This is a genomic window from Brasilonema angustatum (assembly GCF_059505445.1).
In genome coordinates this window covers 44292-69284 of record NZ_JCACKO010000137.1, presented here as the reverse complement: position 1 = coordinate 69284, position 24993 = coordinate 44292, and the positions used below count along the sequence as shown (strand labels likewise).

Annotated in this window: 23 protein-coding genes and 1 pseudogene; 13 read left to right on the top strand and 11 right to left on the bottom strand. The window is 41.6% G+C overall.

The genetic code is table 11. The features are described 5' to 3' along the window. Window positions 1-17 precede the first annotated feature (17 nt). Both AC5JM2_RS25790 and AC5JM2_RS25785 read left to right on the top strand, forming a co-directional pair. Window positions 18-977 (top strand): NAD-dependent epimerase/dehydratase family protein, encoded by a 960-nt coding sequence (locus AC5JM2_RS25790; protein ID WP_495837672.1) that lies wholly within the window; start codon window positions 18-20, stop codon window positions 975-977. A gap of 127 nt (window positions 978-1104) precedes the next feature. Beyond that, a pseudogene (locus tag AC5JM2_RS25785) lies at window positions 1105-1284 on the top strand (cyclic peptide export ABC transporter); the annotation flags it as partial. Window positions 1285-1452: 168 nt separating this feature from the next. Here AC5JM2_RS25785 and AC5JM2_RS25780 read toward each other — a convergent pair. Beyond that, window positions 1453-3480: an HAD family hydrolase gene (locus tag AC5JM2_RS25780; protein WP_495837671.1), complete on the bottom strand. Its 2028-nt coding sequence runs from the start codon at window positions 3478-3480 to the stop codon at window positions 1453-1455. A 226-nt stretch (window positions 3481-3706) separates the two neighbouring features. Next, window positions 3707-4549, bottom strand: coding sequence for a hypothetical protein (locus tag AC5JM2_RS25775; RefSeq protein ID WP_495837670.1), 843 nt, complete (start codon window positions 4547-4549; stop codon window positions 3707-3709). Window positions 4550-5489: 940 nt separating this feature from the next. Between AC5JM2_RS25775 and AC5JM2_RS25770 the strand changes: the two genes are divergently transcribed. The 9 genes from AC5JM2_RS25770 to proB all read left to right on the top strand — a co-directional run bounded on the left by AC5JM2_RS25770 (window position 5490) and on the right by proB (window position 14640). After that, window positions 5490-6344 (top strand): DUF4231 domain-containing protein, encoded by an 855-nt coding sequence (locus tag AC5JM2_RS25770; RefSeq protein ID WP_495837669.1) that lies wholly within the window; start codon window positions 5490-5492, stop codon window positions 6342-6344. 213 nt (window positions 6345-6557) lie between these two features. Then, window positions 6558-8144 carry a B12-binding domain-containing radical SAM protein gene (locus AC5JM2_RS25765; protein ID WP_495837668.1) on the top strand — a complete coding sequence of 529 codons (1587 nt, stop codon included), beginning with the start codon at window positions 6558-6560 and terminating at the stop codon, window positions 8142-8144. Window positions 8145-8446: 302 nt separating this feature from the next. Continuing rightward, the gene (locus AC5JM2_RS25760; protein ID WP_495837667.1) at window positions 8447-8653 is read left to right on the top strand and encodes a hypothetical protein; all 207 of its coding nucleotides are present in this window, start codon (window positions 8447-8449) and stop codon (window positions 8651-8653) included. A 198-nt stretch (window positions 8654-8851) separates the two neighbouring features. Continuing rightward, complete coding sequence (locus AC5JM2_RS25755) at window positions 8852-10111, top strand: GNAT family N-acetyltransferase (protein WP_495837666.1); 1260 nt, start codon at window positions 8852-8854, stop codon at window positions 10109-10111. Between the two features lie 108 nt (window positions 10112-10219). Beyond that, window positions 10220-10711 carry a Holliday junction resolvase RuvX gene (ruvX, locus tag AC5JM2_RS25750; RefSeq protein WP_495837749.1) on the top strand — a complete coding sequence of 164 codons (492 nt, stop codon included), beginning with the start codon at window positions 10220-10222 and terminating at the stop codon, window positions 10709-10711. Between the two features lie 139 nt (window positions 10712-10850). Beyond that, window positions 10851-11423: a DUF3727 domain-containing protein gene (locus AC5JM2_RS25745; protein WP_495837665.1), complete on the top strand. Its 573-nt coding sequence runs from the start codon at window positions 10851-10853 to the stop codon at window positions 11421-11423. 85 nt (window positions 11424-11508) lie between these two features. Further along, a complete protein-coding gene (gene mltG / locus AC5JM2_RS25740) occupies window positions 11509-12594 on the top strand; it encodes an endolytic transglycosylase MltG (RefSeq protein WP_495837664.1) in 1086 nt (361 codons plus the stop codon). Window positions 12595-12734: 140 nt separating this feature from the next. Beyond that, a complete protein-coding gene (locus AC5JM2_RS25735; RefSeq protein ID WP_495837663.1) occupies window positions 12735-13292 on the top strand; it encodes a YqeG family HAD IIIA-type phosphatase in 558 nt (185 codons plus the stop codon). Window positions 13293-13530: 238 nt separating this feature from the next. Further along, window positions 13531-14640 carry a glutamate 5-kinase gene (proB, locus tag AC5JM2_RS25730; protein WP_495837662.1) on the top strand — a complete coding sequence of 370 codons (1110 nt, stop codon included), beginning with the start codon at window positions 13531-13533 and terminating at the stop codon, window positions 14638-14640. A 47-nt stretch (window positions 14641-14687) separates the two neighbouring features. On the opposite strand, the gene AC5JM2_RS25725 is transcribed toward proB, so the two are convergent. From AC5JM2_RS25725 to AC5JM2_RS25715, 3 genes are all read right to left on the bottom strand, one after another. Continuing rightward, window positions 14688-16004: a tyrosinase family protein gene (locus tag AC5JM2_RS25725; protein WP_495837661.1), complete on the bottom strand. Its 1317-nt coding sequence runs from the start codon at window positions 16002-16004 to the stop codon at window positions 14688-14690. 421 nt (window positions 16005-16425) lie between these two features. Further along, on the bottom strand, window positions 16426-17424 hold the full coding sequence (locus AC5JM2_RS25720) for an ROK family protein (protein WP_495837660.1): 999 nt from the start codon (window positions 17422-17424) through the stop codon (window positions 16426-16428). A 12-nt stretch (window positions 17425-17436) separates the two neighbouring features. After that, window positions 17437-18180 carry a Mut7-C RNAse domain-containing protein gene (locus tag AC5JM2_RS25715; RefSeq protein WP_495837659.1) on the bottom strand — a complete coding sequence of 248 codons (744 nt, stop codon included), beginning with the start codon at window positions 18178-18180 and terminating at the stop codon, window positions 17437-17439. Window positions 18181-18340: 160 nt separating this feature from the next. Between AC5JM2_RS25715 and hisA the strand changes: the two genes are divergently transcribed. Together hisA and AC5JM2_RS25705 are read left to right on the top strand one after the other, a co-directional pair. After that, a complete protein-coding gene (hisA, locus tag AC5JM2_RS25710) occupies window positions 18341-19114 on the top strand; it encodes a 1-(5-phosphoribosyl)-5-[(5-phosphoribosylamino)methylideneamino]imidazole-4-carboxamide isomerase (RefSeq protein ID WP_495837658.1) in 774 nt (257 codons plus the stop codon). A gap of 470 nt (window positions 19115-19584) precedes the next feature. Then, the gene (locus AC5JM2_RS25705; protein WP_495837657.1) at window positions 19585-19965 is read left to right on the top strand and encodes a hypothetical protein; all 381 of its coding nucleotides are present in this window, start codon (window positions 19585-19587) and stop codon (window positions 19963-19965) included. A gap of 251 nt (window positions 19966-20216) precedes the next feature. Here AC5JM2_RS25705 and AC5JM2_RS25700 read toward each other — a convergent pair whose 3' ends face one another. The 6 genes from AC5JM2_RS25700 to AC5JM2_RS25675 form a co-directional block, all read right to left on the bottom strand. Further along, window positions 20217-20378 (bottom strand): hypothetical protein, encoded by a 162-nt coding sequence (locus AC5JM2_RS25700; RefSeq protein ID WP_495837656.1) that lies wholly within the window; start codon window positions 20376-20378, stop codon window positions 20217-20219. Window positions 20379-20402: 24 nt separating this feature from the next. Beyond that, entirely contained in the window at window positions 20403-21803 is a 1401-nt protein-coding gene (locus tag AC5JM2_RS25695; RefSeq protein ID WP_495837655.1) for a sensor histidine kinase, read from the bottom strand. A 254-nt stretch (window positions 21804-22057) separates the two neighbouring features. Beyond that, the gene (locus tag AC5JM2_RS25690) at window positions 22058-22441 is read right to left on the bottom strand and encodes a type II toxin-antitoxin system VapC family toxin (protein WP_495837654.1); all 384 of its coding nucleotides are present in this window, start codon (window positions 22439-22441) and stop codon (window positions 22058-22060) included. 65 nt (window positions 22442-22506) lie between these two features. Beyond that, window positions 22507-22704: an AbrB/MazE/SpoVT family DNA-binding domain-containing protein gene (locus AC5JM2_RS25685; protein ID WP_495837653.1), complete on the bottom strand. Its 198-nt coding sequence runs from the start codon at window positions 22702-22704 to the stop codon at window positions 22507-22509. Between the two features lie 37 nt (window positions 22705-22741). Further along, window positions 22742-24154 carry an ATP-binding protein gene (locus AC5JM2_RS25680; RefSeq protein ID WP_495837652.1) on the bottom strand — a complete coding sequence of 471 codons (1413 nt, stop codon included), beginning with the start codon at window positions 24152-24154 and terminating at the stop codon, window positions 22742-22744. A gap of 174 nt (window positions 24155-24328) precedes the next feature. Further along, the gene (locus AC5JM2_RS25675) at window positions 24329-24880 is read right to left on the bottom strand and encodes a GNAT family N-acetyltransferase (protein ID WP_495837651.1); all 552 of its coding nucleotides are present in this window, start codon (window positions 24878-24880) and stop codon (window positions 24329-24331) included. Window positions 24881-24993 lie beyond the last annotated feature (113 nt).

Genomic DNA, 24993 nt, shown 5'->3' with positions numbered 1-24993 from the left:
CTTATTTGAAACTCTCTATGACCCAGAAACGAATTTTAGTCACGGGTGCAAGTGGTTGTATCGGTCACTACATAAGTGAAGCCTTAATTCAAGAAACAGAACACGAACTGTATCTGCTGGTTAGGAATCCAAAGAAACTGCAAGTCGATACTCAAGCACGTCCTGGTGTTACCGTCTTGCAGGGTGATATGCAAGAAATAAGTAAATTTGCCGAGTTGTTGAAAACGATAGATATTGCTGTGTTAACAGCGACGGCTTGGGGCGGTGAACAGACTTTTGATATTAATGTCCATAAAACCCATGAGTTGCTCAATTTGCTAGATCCAGACAAATGCGAACAAGTGATTTATTTTTCCACTGCTAGCGTTTTGGATCGCAACAACCAACCTTTGAAGGAAGCAGGGGAACTGGGTACAGACTATATCCGTTCCAAGTACGATTGCTTGCATAAGATATCGCAGTTAGCTATAGCCCCTAAAGTGACGAGTGTTTTTCCTACTTTAGTGCTGGGGGGCGATCGCAACAAACCCTACTCTCACATTACATCTGGTATTCCAGAAGTCACCAAATATATAAATTTGATTCGCTATTTAAAAGCAGATGGCAGTTTCCACTTCATTCACGGACGAGATATTGCCACAGTGATCAGACATTTGATTGAGAATCCTCCAAAAAAAGAGGAAACACGCTCCATTGTTTTGGGTCAAGAAAAATTAACTGTAAATCAAGCAATAGAAGAAGTTTGCGCTTATTTAGGCAAAAAGATTTACTTTCGCATCCCTTTATCTATATCTTTAGCCAATTTAATTATTGTTTTGTTCCGTATTCAGATGGCTGCTTGGGATAGATTCAGTATGAACTATCGGCATTTTACTTACCAAAATGTTGTGAATCCAGCCAGCTTGGATTTGCCTAATTATTGTGCGACGATGAGCCATGTTTTAAAAATCAGTGGTGTTAAGCCATTTATCAAGTAAGGTCAGTTTCGTTTAATGACCTCAGAACCGTTACCAATCCGTGGAAAAAACCTATACCTCATTTTTAGATACATTTTTTTGAAAAATCCTCGTTCAAGTTTTAATAAGTCAGGACTTACGCAACTGTCTATTTGATGAGTGGGCATCCGATCAAGACCCGTTGTTTCGGGAGATTTTTTACCAGCATCTGTTAACGGAACTAAAGCACAGAGGCAAAACTGTACTGGTAATTAGCCATGATGACCGATACTTTCACTTGGCAGACCGGATTGTGAAGCTAGACTACGGCAAGCTAGCATATGACTAGGACTTATAGGCGTTTACGTAGCAGGCGGACATAAAACAACGCTACGCGTAGAATTATTGAGTTAATTTCAGTAGACCTAAAAGTTCTGCGATCGCTAAAAAATAATTGAATCAGTTGGGTGTGAAATTGAGTATTTGCCACCCTATGAACAATTAAGGAATTTCGTTCCTAAGGAGTTTGTAATGAACGCTTAACCAGCTTGAGTCTAGGAGTAAAAACTTTAGACTTGACACTCAACAGCAAGCGTCGATAACGGAAAAACCCTTGTATTGCCTTTTGGACTGGTGGAGAACTTTGGGCGACTGATCCCTCAAACCATAATCCTTGATTGTAAGCGAATCTCGCAGTCAAGAAAGATTTAGCAACATTCATCCAAGCGTAGGATTGGGCAAGAGAATTAGTATTCTCACTATGACCTGCTTCCCAAGGAAAATCACCCCAAGCCTTCGCCTCTGTATAAGAAGGGTTTAACCAAAACGACTGAAGCACATCTGCTGAAGCTTCGCGCACATCTGCCCACGGATTAACTAAGTTTGAATCAAGTAACAGATTCTCTGTAAAACAGTAAACTGCCTTCCTGACAAGTGGTAGTCCCCAATCGATAATTTTTTGGTTACGTTCTTCCTTGAATACTGGTCGAACTTGATCCCCTTCCTCCATGAAGCCAAGCACGGTACCATGATCTGCACTACAAAACATTTCCAAAGGAACAATACCCAATTCAGGTAAAACATCTTTGAAGCCAGTTCTTGTCCGTTGATCAAAGAAATAGGCTTTCTTAGAGTCAGATTGATTGTTGTGGGAATTACTCTTAAGACCATAAAATAGACCCACATCAAGTGTCGCACCGTTGGCTTTCACAAGTGCAGCTAGGGAATCATACGAGCTGCCAAACCAACCGACATCAACTAATCCCTTTGGAATTGAGTCAAGCACTCCCTCTTGTTCCAGATATTTCATCAGAACTTGTTGCTTCTGTTGTGCTTTGTGAAGAATAAGTTCACTAACTTCCGGTTTGTCAAGCACTGGGTGCAATAGCTGCACCTCTTGCGGACTAAGAATTCGCGACCAATCTTCTTGTTTGAATCCAACAGCAGCTAAGCTATCACGAATCTCTTCGGGAGCAATAGAAACCCGCGCCAGAAAGTCTTGAATAGAGAGGGTACTCGTGCCATCCAAAATCCAGCTTGGTCTTTTGAGCATCTCCAGTGCCTGCTGTTGATCAAGACTGACGACTGCTGGGAGATTCCACGATAATCTGCTGCCGTAGATATAGCGAAGTTCGCAAGAAAAGTTGAGCTTGGGGACTAATCTACGCGCTATTTCCAGCAAAACTTGACCATCTCTCGACACAAAGTAGAGCCGTTTTAAGCCCATCCGCTGAGCCTGTTGGAGTATCCAGAGAACATAGCCGACTAATGTCGGACCAACCACGCCCGCAGCGGCATCACGCAAAGCCTCTTCTTTTGAGGACGACACCGGGACTTGCAAGCGCACCAATCTGGAGGCACCAGCCATAGCAGAAGATAAACCCTCTGTCGCGTAGGAATGTGACTCTAGTTTTTGTTCATATCTATTCAAGTTGCCTTCGGAAAAATGTTGAGCTTTCAACCCAACTTTTTTGGCACCCTGAACATCAATACGAAAATCATTACCATAGTGAGATACTTCCGCAGGCGAAACACCTTCACGACTGAGCAATTCTCCGAAAAGTTCACCTGTTGCCTTGGATTTTCCGTATTCATAAGATACATACAGTTCATCACCATCCACCCAGAACGAATGACGCATTAACTGATCTTTGATGAACTCAGCAGGCAAATACATATCGGAGACAAAAACCACACGCTTGTTTTGCTTGCGGGCAGCTTGTATGAGATCCCTTGCGATGGGGATCGGGCGAATCAGTTCAGATTCCAAGGCACATTCAATGTGTATGATTTTTTCGCGTTGTTCATCAGTTAGTCGTAGTGCGATCGCAACTTCTGTGTAGATTTGATGCAAAGAATATTTTTCACCGATATTGCTATATGCTCGGAACTCAGCTGTAGTGCGAGCATGAACAAAGGCTTCAGGTGTACAGTGAATCAGAGATAGACTAGCTAATCGCTTACCTAGCAAAAGAAAAAACGCTTTTGGTGTTCCCACCACTCGTGTCAGAACCGTGTCGAAAACGTCAAATGAAGAGATTTGCATTGTGTTGTGTTAATGTATTCGTTTTTAGTAAAAATTAGCCAAGGAACACCAGTTGCGACACTTATCATCCAGTAAGTGTCGCCCAACAGTATCCGTCACCCGCGCATGGTGCGGAGTTTACGGGCATACTAACAAAGGCTGCAGAGGCAGCCAATAGAGATTAGCCTACGCAGGTAGGCTTAGTTTGTTTAGCCTGTCGGCTAATTCAACAAGTCTTGAGAGACCATCAAGTTAAGGCTAAATTAAACCAAAACTTGTGTCTGACATCCCTAACATAATGTCTTAAAGCAATTTCTTTACTAGCAAATTTATCTGGATAAATAAATTGGTCTTCTACATTGAGAACATATCGTTGCGAGCACAAAGGCTTGCCATGATTGTGGTGGATTGTCAAATGCACCACTGTTTGTTCAGTGAAATACGAGGGAAGTCCTTCTATCTTCGCCAAACGTTCAATAGCAAAACTCCAATCCAACTCGTGCTTGAATAAAATAAATCCAGCATTGATTGGATTTAACTTCTCGGATTCATCGTAAATGATTCTTTGATCTAATGAATTAGAACAATCAGATAGATATCTAGTGTATTGATCATCTGAAGTAGCTAACTCAACTAAGTCAATTCCACCTGGGAAAAACAAAATATCAGAATCCGTGTAGATCGTTGGACCATTCACAGGAATTGACATTAATGCCGATAACTTTCTGCCCATTGTATGGTGTTGAGCATATTCAGAAACACATTCAGGCAAGTCGTTTCTAATCAGTTCTTTTAAAGGCACCACCTCAACACAGGGATGTATGCGACGGAGTAAACGACAACTATCATCAGTATAGCTACCATCAGAAATAACAATGAATTTATCTGGAATACCTACATAACGGATGAATGACCGAATACTTACCACTTGTTCTGGTAAATCACGCTCACATGATAAAGAATAAATCTTAATTGGAACTTTTCGATTTTGTTTTATAGGAGCTTTGACCAACTTAACAACTACATCTCTATAAATAGAACGAATAAATTGCCCTTGAAATTTGGCTGTATGATAACCTATGTTTACCATTTGTTGATCCTTATAAAAATAAAATTTACGAATACAGCTACAGTCATACTTAAGTATGTAGATTGGTGGCTGCAATCCTACTTAGGTTGAAAGGATATCAATTTATATTAGACTTTATGGATACTAAATAGAAACTCTGGAATGAATTCCTAATAGTTTCTTTATTAGTTTTGCCAAATCTCTCTGGTTAGTTAGAGGACATCTGAATATAAAATTGCATATGTACAATAGATTAATTGCGTGGAAATACATGGTCAAGAAAGATTTGTTTTTTTTACATATTTTTTATATTTGCCAGACAGTATATGTCGAGATTCCTAATTTTAGGAGTCGCGTATTGACAGGAAAGTTTTTAAAATCTATAATTTAAGACTTTAAGCATATGTAGTCGTAAACATCCCATGCTAACCCTATGGGAGAATCCCATTTTGGAACATATACCTCGGAAATAGAATTCAAAGGCTATACAAACTTAAGTCTGTGGGCTAAATACGCCGAAATGGGAGACTCCCAACGTCCGTTAAGACTCCCACTCCTTTCAAGGATACTCCTAGCGGATTAGCGACGGTGCGCGAACGTAAATGCGTGCAGATCTGCATAAAGAGACGCATAAAGCCGTATCGCACTCGTTGCTTTGGTTTTTCGTAGAAAGCAGCTACACTTTTCTAGGAATTAATACAGTTAGTGCATGCGGGAAAGCTCTGCTTGTTCTTGCTACCAGTGTTTAAAGTAGAGAGAGGGCTGCTTGAAATCTCATGCGTGAAACAGACTGAATAATCATGCTTTTGTACCATAATGTTTTACCTATCTAGCTTAAGTGTCTTATCTGTCGTTGCATTTGTGTAAAAAAATTGATAGTATACAAAAGCTTTGGCTTTGCCAAGTCACAAACAGAACTTACTATACTTACTTATATGAAAACCGAATTGGCTACTGAGCTATGACTAGTCTTGAGCAGAAAAATCAGACGGAAATATCTGATACCCAGGAACAATCATCCTCCTCATTAAGTCAAAAAATGTTGTTTTCCCTAAAGGTGATTGAGTATTTATTTTTAGCTGCTTTTATTGGTTCAGGTGTTATTACTCTTGTTCTGCCAGACAATCCAAGAGTCGTACTCAGTGGATCTATCTCTTTGGCTATCTTTGTTTTTCTGTTTCTCATCAATCAACAAGTGTTTCGGGTTTCTAGTAACGCGGCTTCTAAACTTGAGCTACAGCGAAAAGCCGAACTCTATCTGATGAACAGTAACAATCACTCGACAAAGAACCCGATAGCGCCAGCAAGAGAAAAGGCTTTACAGTATTCCCAAGAGTTGATTGACGATTATAAAAAAACTCGAAATTTATCGAGAAATCTTTACTATGGTTTGCAAATCGGAACCATTGTTTTTTCCGGAGTGACACCAATTTTAGTCTTAGTAGACAAATTGGAACCAGGTCAAATTTTCCTGAAGTGGCTGCCCGTAATCTTTCCAGCTATTGCCTCTATAGTTGCTAGTGTAGTCACCTCGTTTCCTTTTCAGGAAAATTGGATTTCTGCTAACACGACAGTTGAATCGTTAGAAGCTGAACAAGAGAAATTTGTCTTGGGAATAACTCAATCTTATCGTTGCTATAACTTAGCTGACGAAAGCGAACAACAACAAAAGGCTAAGGAGGCAATAGAAAACTTTGTTATTCAAGTGAATAACATTCACCTCAATCAATTGCAAGCAGTCGCTGAGGGTCAGAAAAAAGAGGAGAAGACACAGCCAGCAGATCAATCTACCCAGTCAAACTCAGAGCAAAGTTAAAAAAGTTTGCTTTTAATAATAAATAGCGTCTAAGTGCCGAGTTATTCTAAGTTAGCTTGAAACTCGATGCACTTAGGCGCTATTTATTGCCTCTGTGAATTACTAGCCCTATCCGACAGAAACTTCAAAGAAGAAAACTTCGTCAGTGTACCAATCAACTTTTTATGATAGTTACAGCCAAAGAATACTTTTGTTTGTGAGGATTGACGGTTCATGCGAATTTTACTAGTTTATCCCATTTTTCCCAAAACATTTTGGTCTTATGAAAAAATATTGGCATTAGTTGACCGCAAGGTTCTGTTACCACCATTGGGTTTGGTGACAGTTGCAGCAATTTTGCCTCAAGAATGGGAGTTTAAGCTAGTTGATCGCAATATCCGCCCAGCGACAGAAGAGGAATGGGCTTGGGCGGATGTCGTGGTTTTCTCTGCGATGATAGTCCAAAAACAAGATTTATTAGAGCAAATTCGCGAAGCAAAACAACGTGGTAAGTTAGTTGCTGTAGGCGGTCCTTACCCCACCTCAGTTCCTGGGGGAGTTCAAGAAGCTGGTGCAGATTTCCTGATTTTAGATGAAGGGGAAATTACCCTCCCGATGTTTGTCGAAGCAATTAAACGGGGTGAAACCTCTGGAACTTTCCGCGCTACAGAAAAACCCGATGTCACAAACACCCCAATACCTCGTTTTGAGTTGCTGGACTTTGATGCTTACGACATGATGTCAGTTCAGTTTTCGCGGGGTTGTCCTTTCCAGTGCGAATTTTGCGACATTATTGTTCTTTATGGACGCAAACCTCGCACCAAAACTCCTGCACAACTCTTGGCAGAGTTAGATTACCTCTATAAATTGGGTTGGCGGCGCGGTATTTTTATGGTGGACGACAACTTTATCGGCAACAAGCGCAATGTTAAGTTGTTGCTCAAAGAGTTAAAGGTTTGGATGGCAGAACACAAGTATCCATTCAGGTTTGACACCGAAGCTTCTATTGACTTAGCACAAGACTTAGAATTGATGGAGTTGATGGTTGAGTGCGGTTTTGCTGCGGTGTTTTTGGGAATTGAAACACCGGATGAAGACAGTTTGCAACTGACTAAGAAGTTTCAAAATACGCGTAGTTCATTAACTGATGCTGTGCAAACTATCATCAAAGCAGGTTTACGCCCAATGGCTGGGTTTATTATTGGTTTTGATGGGGAAAAAGTGGGTGCAGGCGATCGCATTGTCCGCTTTGCCGAACAAGCTGCAATACCCTCCACAACTTTTGCTATGTTGCAAGCGCTACCAAATACAGCCCTTTGGCATCGCCTCAATAAAGAAGGACGACTACGGGAAAATAAAGACGGCAACATTAACCAGACAACTTTGATGAACTTTCTCCCCACCCGTTCTTTGGAAGATATTGCCAGAGAATATATTGAAGCTTTTTGTCATTTATATGACCCAGTATGCTACTTGGATCGTACCTACCGTTGTTTCCTAATCATGGGTGCGCCAAGTTGGAAAGCACCATTCAAAATGCCAGAGTGGGTAGTTGTGAAAGCGCTGCTGCTGATTATTTGGCGACAAGGGATAAAACGCGAAACTCGCTGGAAGTTCTGGCACCACCTGTTTAGTATCCTCAAGCGTAACCCTGGGGTTGCAGAGCATTATCTCGCCACTTGCGCCCACAATGAACATTTCTTAGAGTATCGCCAAATTGTACGGGAGCAAATAGAATCTCAGCTTGCGGAATATTTGGCACAAGGCGTAGAAAAACCATATGAAATAGTGAATCAGACAGTAGCTGCTGTAGCTAGTTGAGTGTGGATAATAGTTTGTTCAGCCTGTATCGCCTGTCTTTTTTTATCCCAAAGGCACAAAGCGGACGCCGCACTTTACGGAGAACCATAAAAATAACACAACCGCCGTGTGTTAAGTTAACAGTTGGAACACACGAAAATCTGGGTTTGACGGCTGGATACTTAGTTTACCCGCTATGTTGTGCTAAGCGCTGAAATTTTACTGCCATACATTAAACTTCATTGCGAACTCAGAAGATAGGTAAAATAACATGATAAATATTTTGTAATGTAAAGCAGCTATAAAAATTGAAGGAGAACACAGTGGCAACGGAATCAAATTTATCAACGAGCACAAATGCAGTGCGTGATGATTTTAGTGAATATGTTGCCCATCTACAGCTTCACATGGCTCTGCAGGCTCGCAATCTGGTTCCACCCCTGAAGCAGTCTTTGGAAGACAGCCGGGAGCAATTACTCCATCAAACCCAAGCTCATTTTGAAAAGCTAGTTTCTCGTAGAGCAATCTAGTTCAAAAGTGTGAACTAAATGTTAAGCTAAAGTAAGATCAAGGCAGATTTTGTTAAGACGAGGCTAATGCTGTTCTGGTGAAAATCTGCTTTTTAATATCTTAAAGTTACGAAAATCACCCTTTAGGTTCAATAGAAAGTAGTACAAAGCCGTTAAGATTATTGCAGCAGTTCCTTTGACCTAGTTACTCTAAGCTGAATGGCGGCTCGAATGAAAATGACTTCATTACTTCAGCGAAATCTTAGCGTTATTATCCGACAAGTCCAATACCGGGACTTGGACGGAATTGAACGCCTAACTCAAGAGTCATTCGCAGCCCAAACCCCCAAGGGATCTTGTGATGCAATGCGGCAAATGCAATGGCTGCGCGGCTGGTATGGATTACTCAAATGTTTGAGTTGGTTTCCCAATCCATTACGGTATCGTTTCTATGCATACGTAGCAGAACAAGGACGTACCCTTCTGGGAATGATTCAAATATCGCCGTTTAATCGCACGCACAGCACCTGGAGGGTTGAGCGCGTAATGGTAGAGCGTGCAATTGATAAACAAGCAATTGGCTCACAGCTTTTGCGCTATTGCTTTGAATCAATTTTGGAGGCTCGTACCTGGCTTTTAGAAGTAAATGTCAATGACAAAGATGCATTGGCGCTTTATCGCAAAAACGGATTTCAGCGCTTAGCAGAAATGACGTACTGGGAAATAGAACCAGAATTGCTTGAAGAATTGGCGAAAGCAGAACCAGACTTACCCAATCTGCTGCCTGTGAGTAATGCTGATGCCCAGCTATTGTATCAACTAGATACGGCATCAATGCCACCTTTAGTACGGCAAGTGTTTGACCGTAACGCTGATGACTTTAAAACAACTCTGTTTAGCGCATTAACAGAAGCAGTGAAGCAGTGGGTAACGAAAGTAGAAGTTGTGAGTGGTTACGTTTTTGAACCCCAACGCAAAGCTGCGATCGGCTATTTTCAACTGCGATTGGACCGTAAAGGTCAACAGCCCCATGTGGCAACTTTGACAGTTAATCCAGCTTATACCTGGTTGTATCCAGAGTTACTGTCTCAACTAGCTCGAATAGCACAGGATTTTCCTCCACAAGCCCTACAAGTCACATCAGCAGACTATCACCCAGAAAGAGAAGAGTATTTGGAGAGAATGGGTGCAAGTCGCACAGAACACACCTTGATGATGTCTCGGTCTGTGTGGCATAAACTGCGGGAGTCTAAATTTGTCTCTCTAGAAGGAATTCAGTTACCAGAGATGTTGCAAGGCTTACAACCTGCACGTAAACCGATTCCTGGTGGTATGTCATGGGCACAGCAAGGACAGCCAGTTTCGCCAGAAAGAATTGCACAACCCAATACGACAAAAGAAACTGTTGTGTTTTCGTCCAATAACTGTAAGGTAGAAACATCTAGCCAGCAAGAATCGGCAGATGCTCGGCAGGAGTAACTTGCAGTGGCTTTTGAACAAGGACACGCACACAAGGATGTAAAGGGACAACCGGACAAAGGGACGCAAGGGCTATCTCTCCCCCATCCCCTTGCTACCTCTGTCCCCGTGTCATCGCCAACTCCACCTACTGAAGAAAAAAGCTTACAGCAATTCGTTTCTGCTTTAGGATTAGATTTTGGGCGCAAACGTATTGGTGTGGCAGGGTGCGATCGCACTGGTTTAATAGCCACTGGTATCACTACTATAGAGCGGACGTCGTTTGATCGCGATGTGGAGCAAATAAGACAACTCGTCAATCAGCGGCAAGTGCAAATCCTAATTGTTGGGTTACCTTATTCTATGGATGGTTCTTTAGGATTTCAGGCTCGTCAAGTGCAGAAGTTTACGACCAGACTTGCCAAGGTTCTCAAACTGCCTGTGGAATATGTTGATGAACGATTAACTTCATTTCAGGCAGAGCAAATGCTCATAGCAGAGAATCGCTCTCCTTCTCGTCACAAACAACTTATTGACCGTAAAGCAGCATCCATCATCTTACAACAATGGCTGGATACGAGACGATCTCGTTTGAAAAGCACACTAGTTTCTGCTGATTGATGCAAGCTTTTAACATGATATTCTAAAATTTATTAATCAGTTTTACTCCTAGTTTGATTAATAAAATCTGTTGAAAGAAAGAATTCGGGTATTATAACAGTTGCTGGTAGTTTTTAGTAAAAAAGTCAATATCTCCACTATGTTGCCCTCACCCTTTCCTGAAGAAAATGATCAGACTCGTACAGGTTCCATCACTTTGACTGATGACAAAGGGAGAACCCTCGAATGCTACATTGAGCATTCACTCACCGTAGATGGTCAAGAGTACGTTTTGCTTCTTCCCGTGGACTCACCAATCGAAATTTTTGCTTGGCAAGGTGATGAAGAGGAAGAAGAGGCCATTTTAGTGGAAGATGAAACGATAATCGAGCAAATATTTGGTATAGCCCAGGCTGTTCTTTCTGAGCAAAATCTGCTTTTGAAGCATACAGCTTATGCTCTGACTGTTGCAGGTGATTTACCACCAGTGGAAGAGTCAGAACTTTTTACCCTAGAAATTGAAGACGAAGAAGCAGATTTAGAGCCTGAGCAATTACAACTGCTATCGAGCTTCTACCACGAAGAACAGGAGTACGCAATTTACACTCCCCTCGATCCACTGCTGTTTTTCGCACGAATATCTAACGCTGGTAAACCGGAATTGCTGTCACCAGAGGAGTTTCGTCAAGTTCAACCTCTATTGGAAGAACATTTGTTTAATGAAGTAGAGTAAGATAAAAAATCAAAATTAAAAATTAAAATAATAAAAAAAAATTTAATTTTTAATCAGGGATTTTTCATTATCATCTTTTACTTAGATGCATCTTTGGCAAAAAAGTTGGAAGCAGTCAATTATTCTGGGTCTAGTGCCTTTAACCCTTTTATTTGGTACTTGGCAAAGTTGGATGTGGTGGAGTTGGGCAAAAAGCGCACCCATCCAAACAGTAAATGCAGGTGCAACGGCAAATAATTCGGTAAAATGGCAGCAGATTCAAATCCCTCCAGGAACGGCTTCACAGCAAATCGGTCGTTATTTAGAAAACGCCGGTTTGATTCGCTCGCAATTGGCGTGGAATGTGTGGGCACGTTACTTGGAGTGGAAAGATCCTCAAGGTAGTTTTCAAGCAGGAACATACGAACTTTCTGCCACCCAGCCCCTATCGGCGATCGCCCAAAAAATTAGGCAGGGAGTTGCAGTACAAAATAGTTACACCATTCCCGAAGGCTGGTCATTGCGACAAATGGCAGCATATTTTCAAGAAAGAAAATTTTTCTCAGCTAAAGATTTTCTCGCAGCCGCAAGTCAAATAGATCGCAGCCAATTTTCGTGGCTTCCCCCTGATCTACCTTCCTTAGAAGGATTTTTGTACCCAGATACATATAAAATTGCCCGTGGTCACATCAGTCCCCAAGGTGTTATTAAACAAATGGTCGGTGGCTTCGAGCAAGTCGCCCTGCCGTTGTATCAAAAAGAACAAAATAAAACCCCTCTGAACCTAAAGCAATGGGTGACTCTTGCCAGTATAGTTGAGAAAGAGGCAGTAGTGGCAAGTGAGCGCCCACTGATAGCTGGAGTGTTTTTCTCTAGGCTACAAAAGGGTATGCGCTTGGAAAGTGATCCAACAGTTGAGTATGCTTTGGGCATACGTCAAACAGCAGATAAACCTCTGACTTTCGCTCAAGTCAAAACCGTCTCTCCTTATAACACCTATCTTAATCCTGGCTTACCACCTGCTCCAATTGCCTCTCCAGGGTTAGCAAGTCTCAAAGCAACGCTTGCTCCAGAAAAAACTGATTACTTGTTTTTTGTGGCACGTTACGATGGTACTCACGTATTCAGTCGGACTCTACAAGAACACCAAGCCGCAGTTGCCAAAATCCGAAAACAAAGAAGCAGTCAGTAGTGCAAGAAGGCAGCAGTAGCTGAAGACAGAAAGCTAGAATGTATATCAAATCAGCAAAATGCTGACTTTTCACTGTCTAGTTATTTCTCACCGCCAGCAGTAATCCTTTGTTTAAAGCCGATGACTAATGACTAATCACTATGAACTGGAACAATCTCATACAGCCTAGCTTAATTTTAGAGGGGTCAGTGTTGAACCTCACACCAGACATGATCCAAAAAAATGGACTGAAGGGGCTGGTGTTGGATGTAGATGAAACATTAGTACCAATTAGAGCCGCGTCAGCTTCTGTGGAACTGCAACAGTGGGTAGAACAAATGCGCCCCTGTACAAAATTGTGCTTAGTTAGTAATAACCTGAGTGAAACTCGGATTGGTGGAATTGCGCGATCGCTCAACCTGCCTTATTTCTTAGGTGCTGCCAAGCCCTCAGGACGTAAAATTCGGCAAGCACTCAAAGCGATGGATTTACCTGTACATCAGGTAGGAATGGTGGGAGATAGATTATTCACTGATGTCTTAGCAGGTAATCGCTTGGGAATGTTTACTATTTTGGTAGAGCCGATTATCCATCCAGATCTTGCTCTTCGTTCCCATCCCATACGCAACTTTGAAGTTTGGGTTTCTGAAATTCTCGGTGCTTCTATTACTCCTAAGACAAAAAGAGTTACAAAAATTAATAAATCATCAGGAAAGTAAACCTAAAGAAAAAATAAAAAAAACTTTGTTTCAAACAAAAATCTGCGATCATAATAAGTATAAATAACAAAGGAGTCAGCCAAAATAAAGACTCTAACTCATAACAACTCAATATAAAAAAGTGAAGCGTCAGCCTCAAAATTATAGAGGGTCTGGCGCTTCATAATTTAGTTAACTGTCTCTAGTCCTATGTCATAAAACGAATGACTAATGACTATTGACTCATGACTCATGACTAATGACTAAAACAATCGTCGTCAAAATTGGCACTTCCAGCCTGACTCAACCAGAAACCGGACAACTGGCACTTTCCACAATTGCGACTTTAGTAGAAACCCTCTGTGATCTCCGACGACAGGGTTACAAAATCATTTTGGTATCCTCTGGCGCTGTGGGGGTAGGTTGTGGGCGGCTAGGCTTAACACAACGTCCTAAAGCGATCGCCCTGAAACAAGCAGTTGCAGCAGTCGGGCAAGGTAGATTAATACGGGTATACGACGATTTATTTACGACACTGCAACAGCCAATTGCTCAAGTTTTGCTCACCCGTAATGACTTGGTTGAGCGCAGTCGTTACCTTAATGTCTACAACACATTCAGGGAATTACTCGAACTTGGAGTCATTCCAGTGGTGAATGAGAATGATACAGTCGCAGTGGAGGAACTGAAATTTGGTGATAATGACACCCTTTCTGCCCTCGTTGCGAGCTTAGTAGAAGCAGATTGGCTATTTTTGCTTACCGATGTTGATAGGCTTTACTCAGCTGATCCCCGTTCTGTACCCGATGCCCAACCTATAGCTTTAGTTAGCAACATCAAAGAATTAGCAGAATTACAGGTGCAAACAGGTACGCAAGGTTCCCAATGGGGTACTGGCGGTATGGTAACCAAAATTTCTGCAGCACGAATTGCGATCGCTGCTGGTGTTCGCACCGTCATTGCCCAAGGACGATATCCACGCAATATAGAAAAAATTTTACAGGGCGAAGCCATTGGTACTCACTTTGAACCGCAACCAGAACCCACTTCTGCTCGTAAACGTTGGATAGCGTATGGTTTGGTTCCTGCTGGGAAACTTTATTTGGATGAGGGAGCAGTGCTAGCAATTTCTGGTGGTGGCAAATCGTTGTTAGCTGCTGGTATTACCGTAGTAGAAGGAGAATTTAACACTCAAAAACCAGTGCAACTGTGTGACAAAAACGGTCATGAAATTGCCAGAGGACTGGTGAACTACAGTAGCAGTGAACTACAAAAGATTCGCGGACGCCGTTCCAGTGAAATTGCTGCTATTTTAGGTTATGTTGGTGCGGAAACTGTGGTTCATCGGGATAATTTGGTTTTGACTTAGGAATCGATAAACCCCAGTTTTTTCCATGTTGAATTTTCTAAACTGATTTATCGGCTACCCCTTCTCCGTTCTGGCACACGAGTTCTCTTAACAGGAAACTCCCCACGAGACTGTCTCCTCCATCCTCTGCCCCTCTTCAAAAGCGTGTCATAGGTATAGCCATACTTTCGCCAATTCAGAGTGTCTATAGGTCTGACAATATCGTTGGGTGCAATAACTGGCAAGTAGGGCTGTACATCAGTACTACCAATTGATCCTGGTATAGAATCACCTCCATCCCAAGGCCACATCTTGTCATTGAGATTGTGTCCGTAAGGTTCTGTACCCGGAACAGCGTAAAATTCGCCACCTTGACGACCATTATTCTGCCATTCGGCCCAAAGACGATCTACATTGGCATGAAGCAGAAAGAAAGCTGGTTCATTAGGAGAAGCTGGAGTATTGCTTATAGTACCCAATGTTAGCAAGCGCCGATTCGTCTCGTTTGGATTCGGATTAGGCACAGTTCCACCAACCAATGCATGAACAAGGTTATGATTACATGGCGAGTTTCGACATTCATTTTCAGTGCCGTCTGCATTGATGGTAATCTCTCCCTCCAAAAATGGACGAAATGTAGCATAGTCTGGTGACTGAAGTATTCTATCTGTTTCTGCTTTATCTAAAGGGAATCCACTGCCAGCAGGCGCATCTGAACCTGGTAGATAGCGAACGAGTGACGTGCCTAGAGTTTCGGCTGTACCGATGTTGCGATGTAAATCCGGGACTATTCCCCAACCATCCGCTTCGGAAAAATTACCGGACACTACAGGACCCCCATTAAGTCTAATAGTAGGTGTACCATCTGAATATTCAAAAGTCAGTGTTGATCCTGAGCCATTTGTCCCCAAAAAATTGGGATCAAAAATCACCTCAACAGCTCTTGGATCTGTCCAATCCCAGTAAGGGATAGTAATCTTAGGATTGACTGAGCGCAAAGCTTTTTCAAATCGACTTAAATATTCACGGTGCCAAGGTAAAAATGCTCCATGCTCATGAGCCGCATCAGCCCCACTTGCAGGTCCTGTAGAAGGCGTGTCCTGCGGTAATATAACTTGACCACCCAATTGCATTTTGTCAAATGTCATAGCTCCTGCATGAATGGCAACAACTTCATCATAGAAACTGACATTTTTGCTGTTAGTACCAGGTCGTGTTTTTAGTGTTTTGAGAGCATTAACAAAGTCTAATTTTTCCTGTGGAGTCAGATCAACAACGTTCTTTCTGACGAAAGTAGTCTCCGTCGCTGGGGTTCTTAACATAGTCATAACAACAATCATGGCAACACTAATTGTTATGACGATTTCTCGCAGATATTTCTTCATGAAACATGTATTATTACTGAAAATGACTCCATTAATATATACATGTTGTGGTATGAATTCACAAAAAAATAAGTAAATTCTTTACAGATCGTATTCGTGAATCCGCTAGCGTTGTTGATAGAAATCTACTATGACGTAAAGACCTAAAGTAACTGGTACAATACAAGTATTAAGCAGATAATAGCTGGTTTTTAAACTCCAATTTCAACTAAAGGTAACTCTATTGCGTTTCTCTCTACAGAGAAAATATGATACTTGTTTTCAATATTAAGTAAAGTCATTAATATTACCATTTTATTTGACGATTGATACATATGGGCAAGCAGTTCTTAAGCAGGCGGAGTGAAATGTATCAGAATTTTCGTGACAAGGTATGAATAAACTCATGTCATTGGCTTTTAGCTGTGACATAAGCTTCCAATTACCCTAAAACATCCTCAGCCAAAGCCACCGCACCCCACAAAGGAGCATCATCGCCCAGCGCCGCCGAAACGATCTCACTAGGTACCTCAGGTAAAGCCGTCTCCCGCGCCACCTTTCGCAACACTTGCCAAAAATCCTCACCCGCCTTCATCACACCACCACCCAACACAAATAGCTGCGGGTTAATCAAATTTGCTACATTCCCAATACCAACACCCAGCGCCCAACTAGCCCTGTACAAAATTTCTTTGGCTAAATCATCCCCAGCAGCCGCAGCCTCACTCACTATCTGCCCAGTAATCAACTCCAAATTATCTCCCACCAACTCCCTCAACACCTCTCCTCTTCTTCCTTGGCGTCCTTGGCGACTTGGCGGTATGTCCTCCGGACACGCTGCGCGAACGTTTCTCAAAACTTCCCTCACATCCTGCGCCATATAAGGTCCTGACGCCAACCTCTCCACACATCCCCGCTTTCCACACAAACACACAGGTCCAGAAGGATCTACAACCATGTGTCCAATTTCACCAGCCATCCCCTCAGCACCTCGCCAAGGCTTACCGTTGAGTATCCAACCACCCCCCACGCCAGTACTGACAGTCATGTAAAACAGACTGTCGTAACCTTGCCCTGCACCAAAGCGATACTCACCTAAAGCAGCAACATTCGCGTCGTTATCTACATAAGCAGGAACGCCAAACTCTTCCTCTAACAAATCGCGCAACGGAACATTTTCCCATCCAAGAACATGATGGGATAGTCGAACTTTCCCTGTTGTTGCGTCTACTGGTCCCCCAAAACTTACACCAATAGCTTCTGGTTTCGCTCCCTTTAATAAAGAGTTGATAACAGAGCGCATAATTTCTAAATCAGTGTCAGCATTTGCATTTGCTGGTGAAAGACGACGCTCATATCCCAGCCATTGCTTAGAACCTGCATGGACTGTTGCTGCTGCTAACTTTGTTCCACCAAAATCAAGCGCTAATATTAATGTCACAGTTTTTCTCCATCACTTATTACCTACTACCAAGTCAAGAAACTGTTGCAATCTTTCATAATGTGAACCTTTCCAGTAAATCTGATTGCAGTTTTGACAACGATGAAATTCATGATTATATAATTTGACAGTTTCTGGCAATAGGTTAACAATTAGTTCTTTGGTTACAGATTCTAATAATCCATTGCAGCGCAAACAGCGTTGAAAAGGTGATATTATTTTATATAAGTCAAAGCGTTGCATGACTTCAACAATTTGTTTATGCGGGTCAGTATTTCTGACGTAATATCCATATCTCACGACACTTCGCATCAATAAACCGCGATCACGAGTTAATAGAATTCGGTTTTGGGTACTGGAAATGTGGGCTAATTCTTTATCTTCATAATCATTTTGGTATAAGGTATCAAATCCTAACAAGCGTAAAGACGTTACTAACTTGCCTAAATGAATATCTAAAACAAAACAGATAGTAGTTAGAGGTTTAGGTCTGACAGAAATAGTGGAAGTTCCTCTATTTGTGCTAGAAATTGGGTAAACATTGATGATATCTCCATCTTGGACAATGTAAGAAAAATCTACCGATATTCCATTAACTTCAATACCATCTACTTCTGGATGGGGAATACCAAAAGATTCAATCATATCTTTAATGGAAGCTCTTTCAGTAAAGATATGAGCTATTTTCATCCCCTTTCTATGCGATGGTAAAAAGTCATTCAACTCTGCATAAAAGCGGAAAGAAGCACAAGCCATAGCAACAAGTTTTGGGAATTTCCTATTTCTCTATACTAACTTGAGTTAATTTTCTAGATTTCTTCGTGGGATCATTCTGAATTATGAGGACTGACGCCTCTATTCTGCTGTATGTCATCTTAGACTGGGATGGGAGTCGTTTAAAAAGGAAAAGTTATAAATGGACGTAATTCCGGCGATAGATTTACTAGAAGGTCGCTGTGTGCGACTTTATCAAGGAGATTATGAACAATCGCAAGTTTTCAGCGACAACCCAGTTGAAGTTGCAAAGCAGTGGGTAGAACAGGGAGCCACCAGATTACACATCGTCGATTTGGATGGGGCGAAAACAGGTACATTAGTAAACTTGCCAGCAATTGAAGCGATCGCTCAAGCTGTGTCGGTATCTATTCAAGTTGGTGGAGGAGTGCGCGATCGCGATCGCGTAGAACAGCTACTCAACATAGGTGTACAACGCGTGATTTTGGGAACCATCGCCGTAGAACAACCCCAGCTTGTACAACAACTCTGTCAAGAATTTCCACAGCAGATTGTTATTGGTATTGATGCTCGTAATGGAATGGTCGCAACTCGGGGGTGGCAAGAAACCTCTAAAGTTTTAGCAACTCAACTGGCTGTACAGATGCAAGAATTGGGAGCCGCAGCCATTATCTACACTGATATCCATCGTGACGGGACGCTTTCTGGACCAAATATAGAAGCATTGCGATCGCTTGCGGCGACAATTTCCATTCCGATTATTGCTTCTGGTGGTGTGAGTTCTGTTACCGATTTGCTGAGTCTGTTGGCGCTAGAATCACAAGGTGTGACTGGTGTGATTGTTGGTCGTGCGCTGTATACAGGGGATGTTTCTCTTAGAGAAGCATTGCGTGCAGTCGGTCAAGGGCGTATTCAGGATATTCCGCCCAATATAGATTTTTCAGCGTTTGCCTAATGTTTTCTACTCTCTGGTGTAGAGACACGCCGTAGCACGTTTGTTGTTCCAAAATTTTTACCGGCTTGTAGCCGGTTATTTTTTGAAATTTTCCGGAATGGTAATTTTCCGTCGTGTATCTCAAGTTGTAAGCAATCATTCAGTTCTGAATGCGCTCGTCAAACACTTCTTATCTAAAGGTAAATCACGCAAAAAAGCCTGGTACTACCAGATTCCAACCAAAATTCCAACAACAATAAAAGTTCACCAATGAGAGTAAAATGCTTAACTAAATAATATTTTTTTTATCTTTCAATTTTTATTTTTAATTTTTATTTTTGACAGTTTATGGGTTTCCTCTCTAGAGACGCTTGATTTATGCGTCTCTATTTTCTTTTTTATATACTAAATTATTCATACATTTCTAGCAGTAGAACATAGCGTTCTCGTTATAACAACAGTGGATTGAGAAAAGTTTCAAAGAATTATATTTGCCGCTGAAAACATCTGACACATTAGTGATTGAGTACCGCAAGTGGCTAGATAAATTTGGATCGTCTTTGCCTTTTTATCATGGCTATTCCACATGGAAAAATGTTGAGAATGACGAGTTGGATTCAAAGCCGATTTTGCTAGACAGATTTTCACGACACACACCTATTTGTAGTTCTTGCAATCGAGCTTATCAAGTTACCAACAGGGTCAAACAAGGTTGTATCGGGGTAGCGATCGCTCTAGCGGCTGTAGCAATACTTGCAGATGATTCTAGAATTAGAATAGCAGCAATATCGGTTTCCATAGCAGCAATTGTCATGTCTGTTATGGCTCATACACTCAAAACTCACTTTGAGCATTCCTATACTCGTCATTAAAATAAGGACTGAGGATTGAGGACTGGAATCGAAATTTTTCCAACACTTAATCCCTAATCCATAATTTTATTCATGATGAAGTTATTAACTCTGCGCTCAAGTAAAAATATTGGGATAAAAATCTGTGGCAGTAAGTTCAATACACCACTAATCTTTACCACTGCGGCGATCATGTCTCAAGAGCATAACGAATCACTCCAAGCTTCAATCAAAAGGCGAATCTAATAAGTGACACTTTTAAAACTGCACCGTTAATTTAATTTGGGTTTATATTCCTTTGACTTGACCGCATCAGCATTTTGATGCGATCGCTCCAGAAAGGTGGTTTGCTTGCCAGACTTGATAGCGTCTAGGATATCTGTTGGGCTGCTGATTTGATTACTTTGGTAGGATGCGGCGAGTGACTTTTGCAAAATATTTTCTCAACAATCAATAATTTATGACAATTTAATTGGTAAGCGCACCTGAAACCTTGTATTTCCCGGTTGAGATAATACCCGAATATCACCCAGATGCTGTTCTACAACAATCCGGTAAATAATGTGCAAACCTAACCCTGTCCCCTCACCGACTCCTTTGGTTGTAAAAAATGGCTCAAAAATGTGAGACTGAACCTCGGGAGGAATTCCTGCACCATTATCAGCAATTTCTACGAGCAAAAAGTCGCTTTCGCAACTCGTACGAATCCAGATTTGACCACCTTGTCCATTAATAGCATCAATGGCGTTATCAATTAAATTTGTCCAGACTTGATTGAGTTCTCTACCGTAGGCAGTGATTAACGGCACTTCGCAGTCATACTCTCGCGTAACCGTCACATGACTATGCTTTAACTTGTGATTCAAAATTGTGAGAGTACTTTCGATACCCTCATGTACGTTTATTTCCTGTAAAGGTGCCCGATCCATGTAAGAGTAATCTTTGACAGCATCAACTAAGGTAGAGATTCGGGTTGTACAATGGTCAAGTTCATCTAACAAACCCCATTCTTGTAACGTTATCCCTGTCCAAGTTAGGACATTACCAAGCAACAATTCACCGATATTTTTCTTAACATTTTCCAGCCATTCGATATCGAGTCCTGCTGTCACCAGGGTGGGAGCAAGTTTCCAGCTATTACCAACGTTGTGTGCTTCTAGCCATTGCATCACCTCATCCTCGCGATCGCTTTGCGTTAACGGATCAAGTCTGGCTGCTGTTTTGGCACGGGCGATGGCATCTTGCTGCAATTTAGCAACAAACGCTTTTTGGTCACAAGTCATTTGTTTTTGATTCAGCTTTACTGTCAAAGGCTGCAATACCTGCCTAGTTTGGCGTAATTGTCCCACAGCTCTACGACAAGCTGAAGCAGGGTTATTCAACTCGTGTGCTAATCCGGCTGCTAAAGTGCCTAATGCTACTAGTTTTTCTCTGTGCTGTGATATCGTCTGCACAGCTTGTAAGCGTTCTGCCATTGTGCGGAGAATCTCAGTCATCACACAAGTACAACTCGAAAGCATTTCCCAAAATACCTGGTTTGGCACTTCCAAAATATGGCTACGACTCACAGCACGACTGTTAGCCCAGAAATGTGTATGACCCATTAAAACGGGTAATTCACCAAACAGCGTTTTGGGTTCATAAATCGTCAACAAAATCTCTTGATTGCCAACCTTCTGCATAATCCGAATTTGACCTTTTAGCAGTATGAAAACATGCTCAGCAGGCTCACCTTCATGGCGATGAATTTCTCCCGGTTCTCGCCATACTTCTGTACTCTGCTCAAGTAGCCATTGCAACTGTTCACTTGGTAATTTAGAGAACAGAGGAACTTGGCGTAAAGTTTCTATATCGAGCATGATACACCTTAAATTTGTAAGTAGAACAACACACAAGCATCTCGTCCAGCTTCTGTCGCATAACCTTTGCGCCAAGCTGCTTTTTTAAGTGCCAACCCACTTCACATCGTGATCGCCCAGTGTCAGACTTGGGGATCTGGAGTTTGCAATTATTGTTGCTGGATATTGAATCTTTAGAAAATCTGGACTCGAACCTCTATAAATGAGGTCATCTATCGTACTTTTTTTAAATATCTTTAACAACAAGAAATTAGTTAACGAATCACCTGCACATTTATCCCCAATTTTAAATCAGTCCAAGCTCTGTCAGTAGTTATTACTGGCAAACTCAAGAATACTCCTAGTGTTAAGCAAGCCCGATCACCAAATGATAGTCCAGCCTGTCTCGTTAGCAGTCGTAACATTCCTGCATAATAAGGCATTTCAGGTTCAAAATTAATAATTTCTAACCCCAGGGCGCTGATAACTTCTCTTACTTCTACCTCTGACATTCCACAATCGGCAAGTTTTGCTATGACTTCGCTCAAATTGACACTACTGATAACAGCTTCGGTAAGAACATTTATTATTATTTCGCTACCTCTTTCATTATTTAACAGTGCCAAAATAGCAGAGGCATCCAAAACATAATTACTCACTCAAATTCTCCTGACGCCGTTCTTCTAGCAGTTCATTACTGAGTGATTCCTGCGGAGAGCTACGCTTAACGCCCTTGGGGAATATATCGACGTACTATTCCTTGGGCTCGTTTGACTGCTTCTTCCAAGCTACAAATTCTCATTTCCCCATCCACCAGTTGAATCATAATTTCGTCGCCTACTTCTAATCCTAGTTGTTTGCGATACTCAGATGGGATGACAACTCTGCCACCCTCAGATATTTTTGTCTTAATTGCTTTCATGTGACATTTTTTAAACCTTTTGACATAGGCATTGAAATTATATCTCATTGTCCGCCGCTTTACATGAAGGATTCACTGCTGAAATAGGTAAACGTACTCGAAAGGATGTATGACCAGGTTGAGATTCAAAGTGGATGTCACCGTGATGTTTGTTAACAATAATACGATAGGCAATTTCTAAACCCAACCCAGTGCCTTTTCCAACTTCTTTCGTTGTAAAAAATGGTTCAAAAATCCGCGATTGAATTGCTGGTGGAATACCTGCCCCTGTATCAACTATTTCCACAACAAGACAGTTATTTTCTCTATAAGTACGAATTGTCAAATCGCCTTTACCTTTCATGGCATATATGGCATTGTCAATTAAATTTGTCCACACTTGGTTTAGTTCACTGGCATAAGCACAAATTTTTGGCAGAGTACGGTCAAATTCTCGATTCACAATGATTCCTTTTTTCAGGCAATGATGGAGAATGAGTAAAGTATTTTCAATTCCGTCATGGATATCTATTTCTTGTAGAGGGGCTTGATCCATATAGGAATAGCCCTTAATTGCTTTCACCAACTCAGAAATGCGAGTGGTACTTTGCTCAATTTCATGAATCAACCCAAAAGATGAAAGTGTGGCGTCAAGCCATTTAAGAACATGCTCAAGACAGTCAATGGGGACGTTGTCTGTAAGAGTATCCAGCTTTTCTATATCTAATCCAGCGTTGACAAATGTGTGAGCAAATTTCCAACTTTGACTGATATCATGATCTTCGAGCCATTCTGTTACTTCGTCTTCTTTATCACTACAGGTGAGAGGGTCAAGTTTAGGAGAGTGGATGGCGTGTTGTATTGCTTGAGCTTGAATATCAGTCATGAATTTTACTTGTTCTTTAGAGACTAAATTCAGCTGTAAAGCCAGAGTTTGTAAATTTTTAAAATTTTCGCACAGAAGGCTCGCCGCCCTTTTCGCCGCTGCCCCTGGATTATTCAATTCGTGTGCCAATCCTGCAGACATTTTACCCAGTGCTGCCATTTTTTCTTGCTGTCGTAGCTGCGCTTGCACCTCTTTGGTTCGTCCTGCCATTGCGGTGAGAATCACGTCAGCAATCGGCGAACATTTAATAAGCATATGTCTAAATGTTTCAATGTCTATTTGTAAAATGCGACTGGGTGCGATCGCATGAGCATTAGCAATAGCACCTGAACCTGTCAGCATGGAAAGTTCACCCATGAAGTCGCCCCGACGATGAATAACTAGCACTTGCGTTTCAACGCCCACTTGCTTAGTGACTTCAATTTGACCTTCTAAGACAACACAAAAATGATAGTTTGAGTCGCCTTCACTAAACAGCACATCGCCTATCTTAAGTTCTATCTCAGTACCAAACTGCTTCATTTCCTCCAAAGCATCATCTGGCAGTTTAGGAAACAGTGTCATTTGATTTGGGTCGTGCAGCATGGTAGCTCCTTATATGAAATCTTTTCTTAAATATCTTTAATAACTGCAGCCTACCATAGCCGTTCAATAGGATAGGCTTCAAAGGCTAAATCAATACTCAAAATAGGTATTTTTTCAACGATATATTGTGAAATTAAAAGTCTGTTTAGTTCCTCGAACTGGTAGATGAGTGAGTTAAGTAGAAGACGACATACACTCATATCGATACTCATGGCTGACACATCCTTTAAAAAAGTCCGCGTTTTCTTTTGTAGACACGTGCTTAAAACCAAGTGATTTAATGAGTTCAATTGATGCGATATTACGAGTGTCTATCTCGGCTGCCACAATATTGACTTGATAATCGTTGAAAAGATGATTGAGCAGTCGTAAACATCCTTCCTTTGCATAACCTTGTTGCCAGAATGCTGGGAAAATCATGTAGGCGATCGCAGCTATTTTATTGACATATACTGTTGCTTCCAATGTTCCAATGTATGTTTCAAATTGGCGAAGACGAAAAGCCCAATTCAGCCATGCTTCTTGCCCGTCAGGAGAAAGCCTTGAAGATAGCACACGATATCGAGTCTGCAAAACTTGCAATGATATGGGAGGCTCCTGTGGGATAAACTGATAAAGCCTTTCATCCTGCAATTGCCTGTAGATATGTACTGCATGAGATTCTACCAGTGGCTCAAGCAACAGCCGTGAAGTCTCAAGTGTTGTTTCAGGTGCAATCAATTTCATGATTGTACTGTTGTTATCAGGTATTAATGATAATTTCTTCGCAACTGATGACTGTCCCAATTAATTCAGGCAAATTTTTTGATCCCTCAACCAGAGTTATTTATTGCATCGCT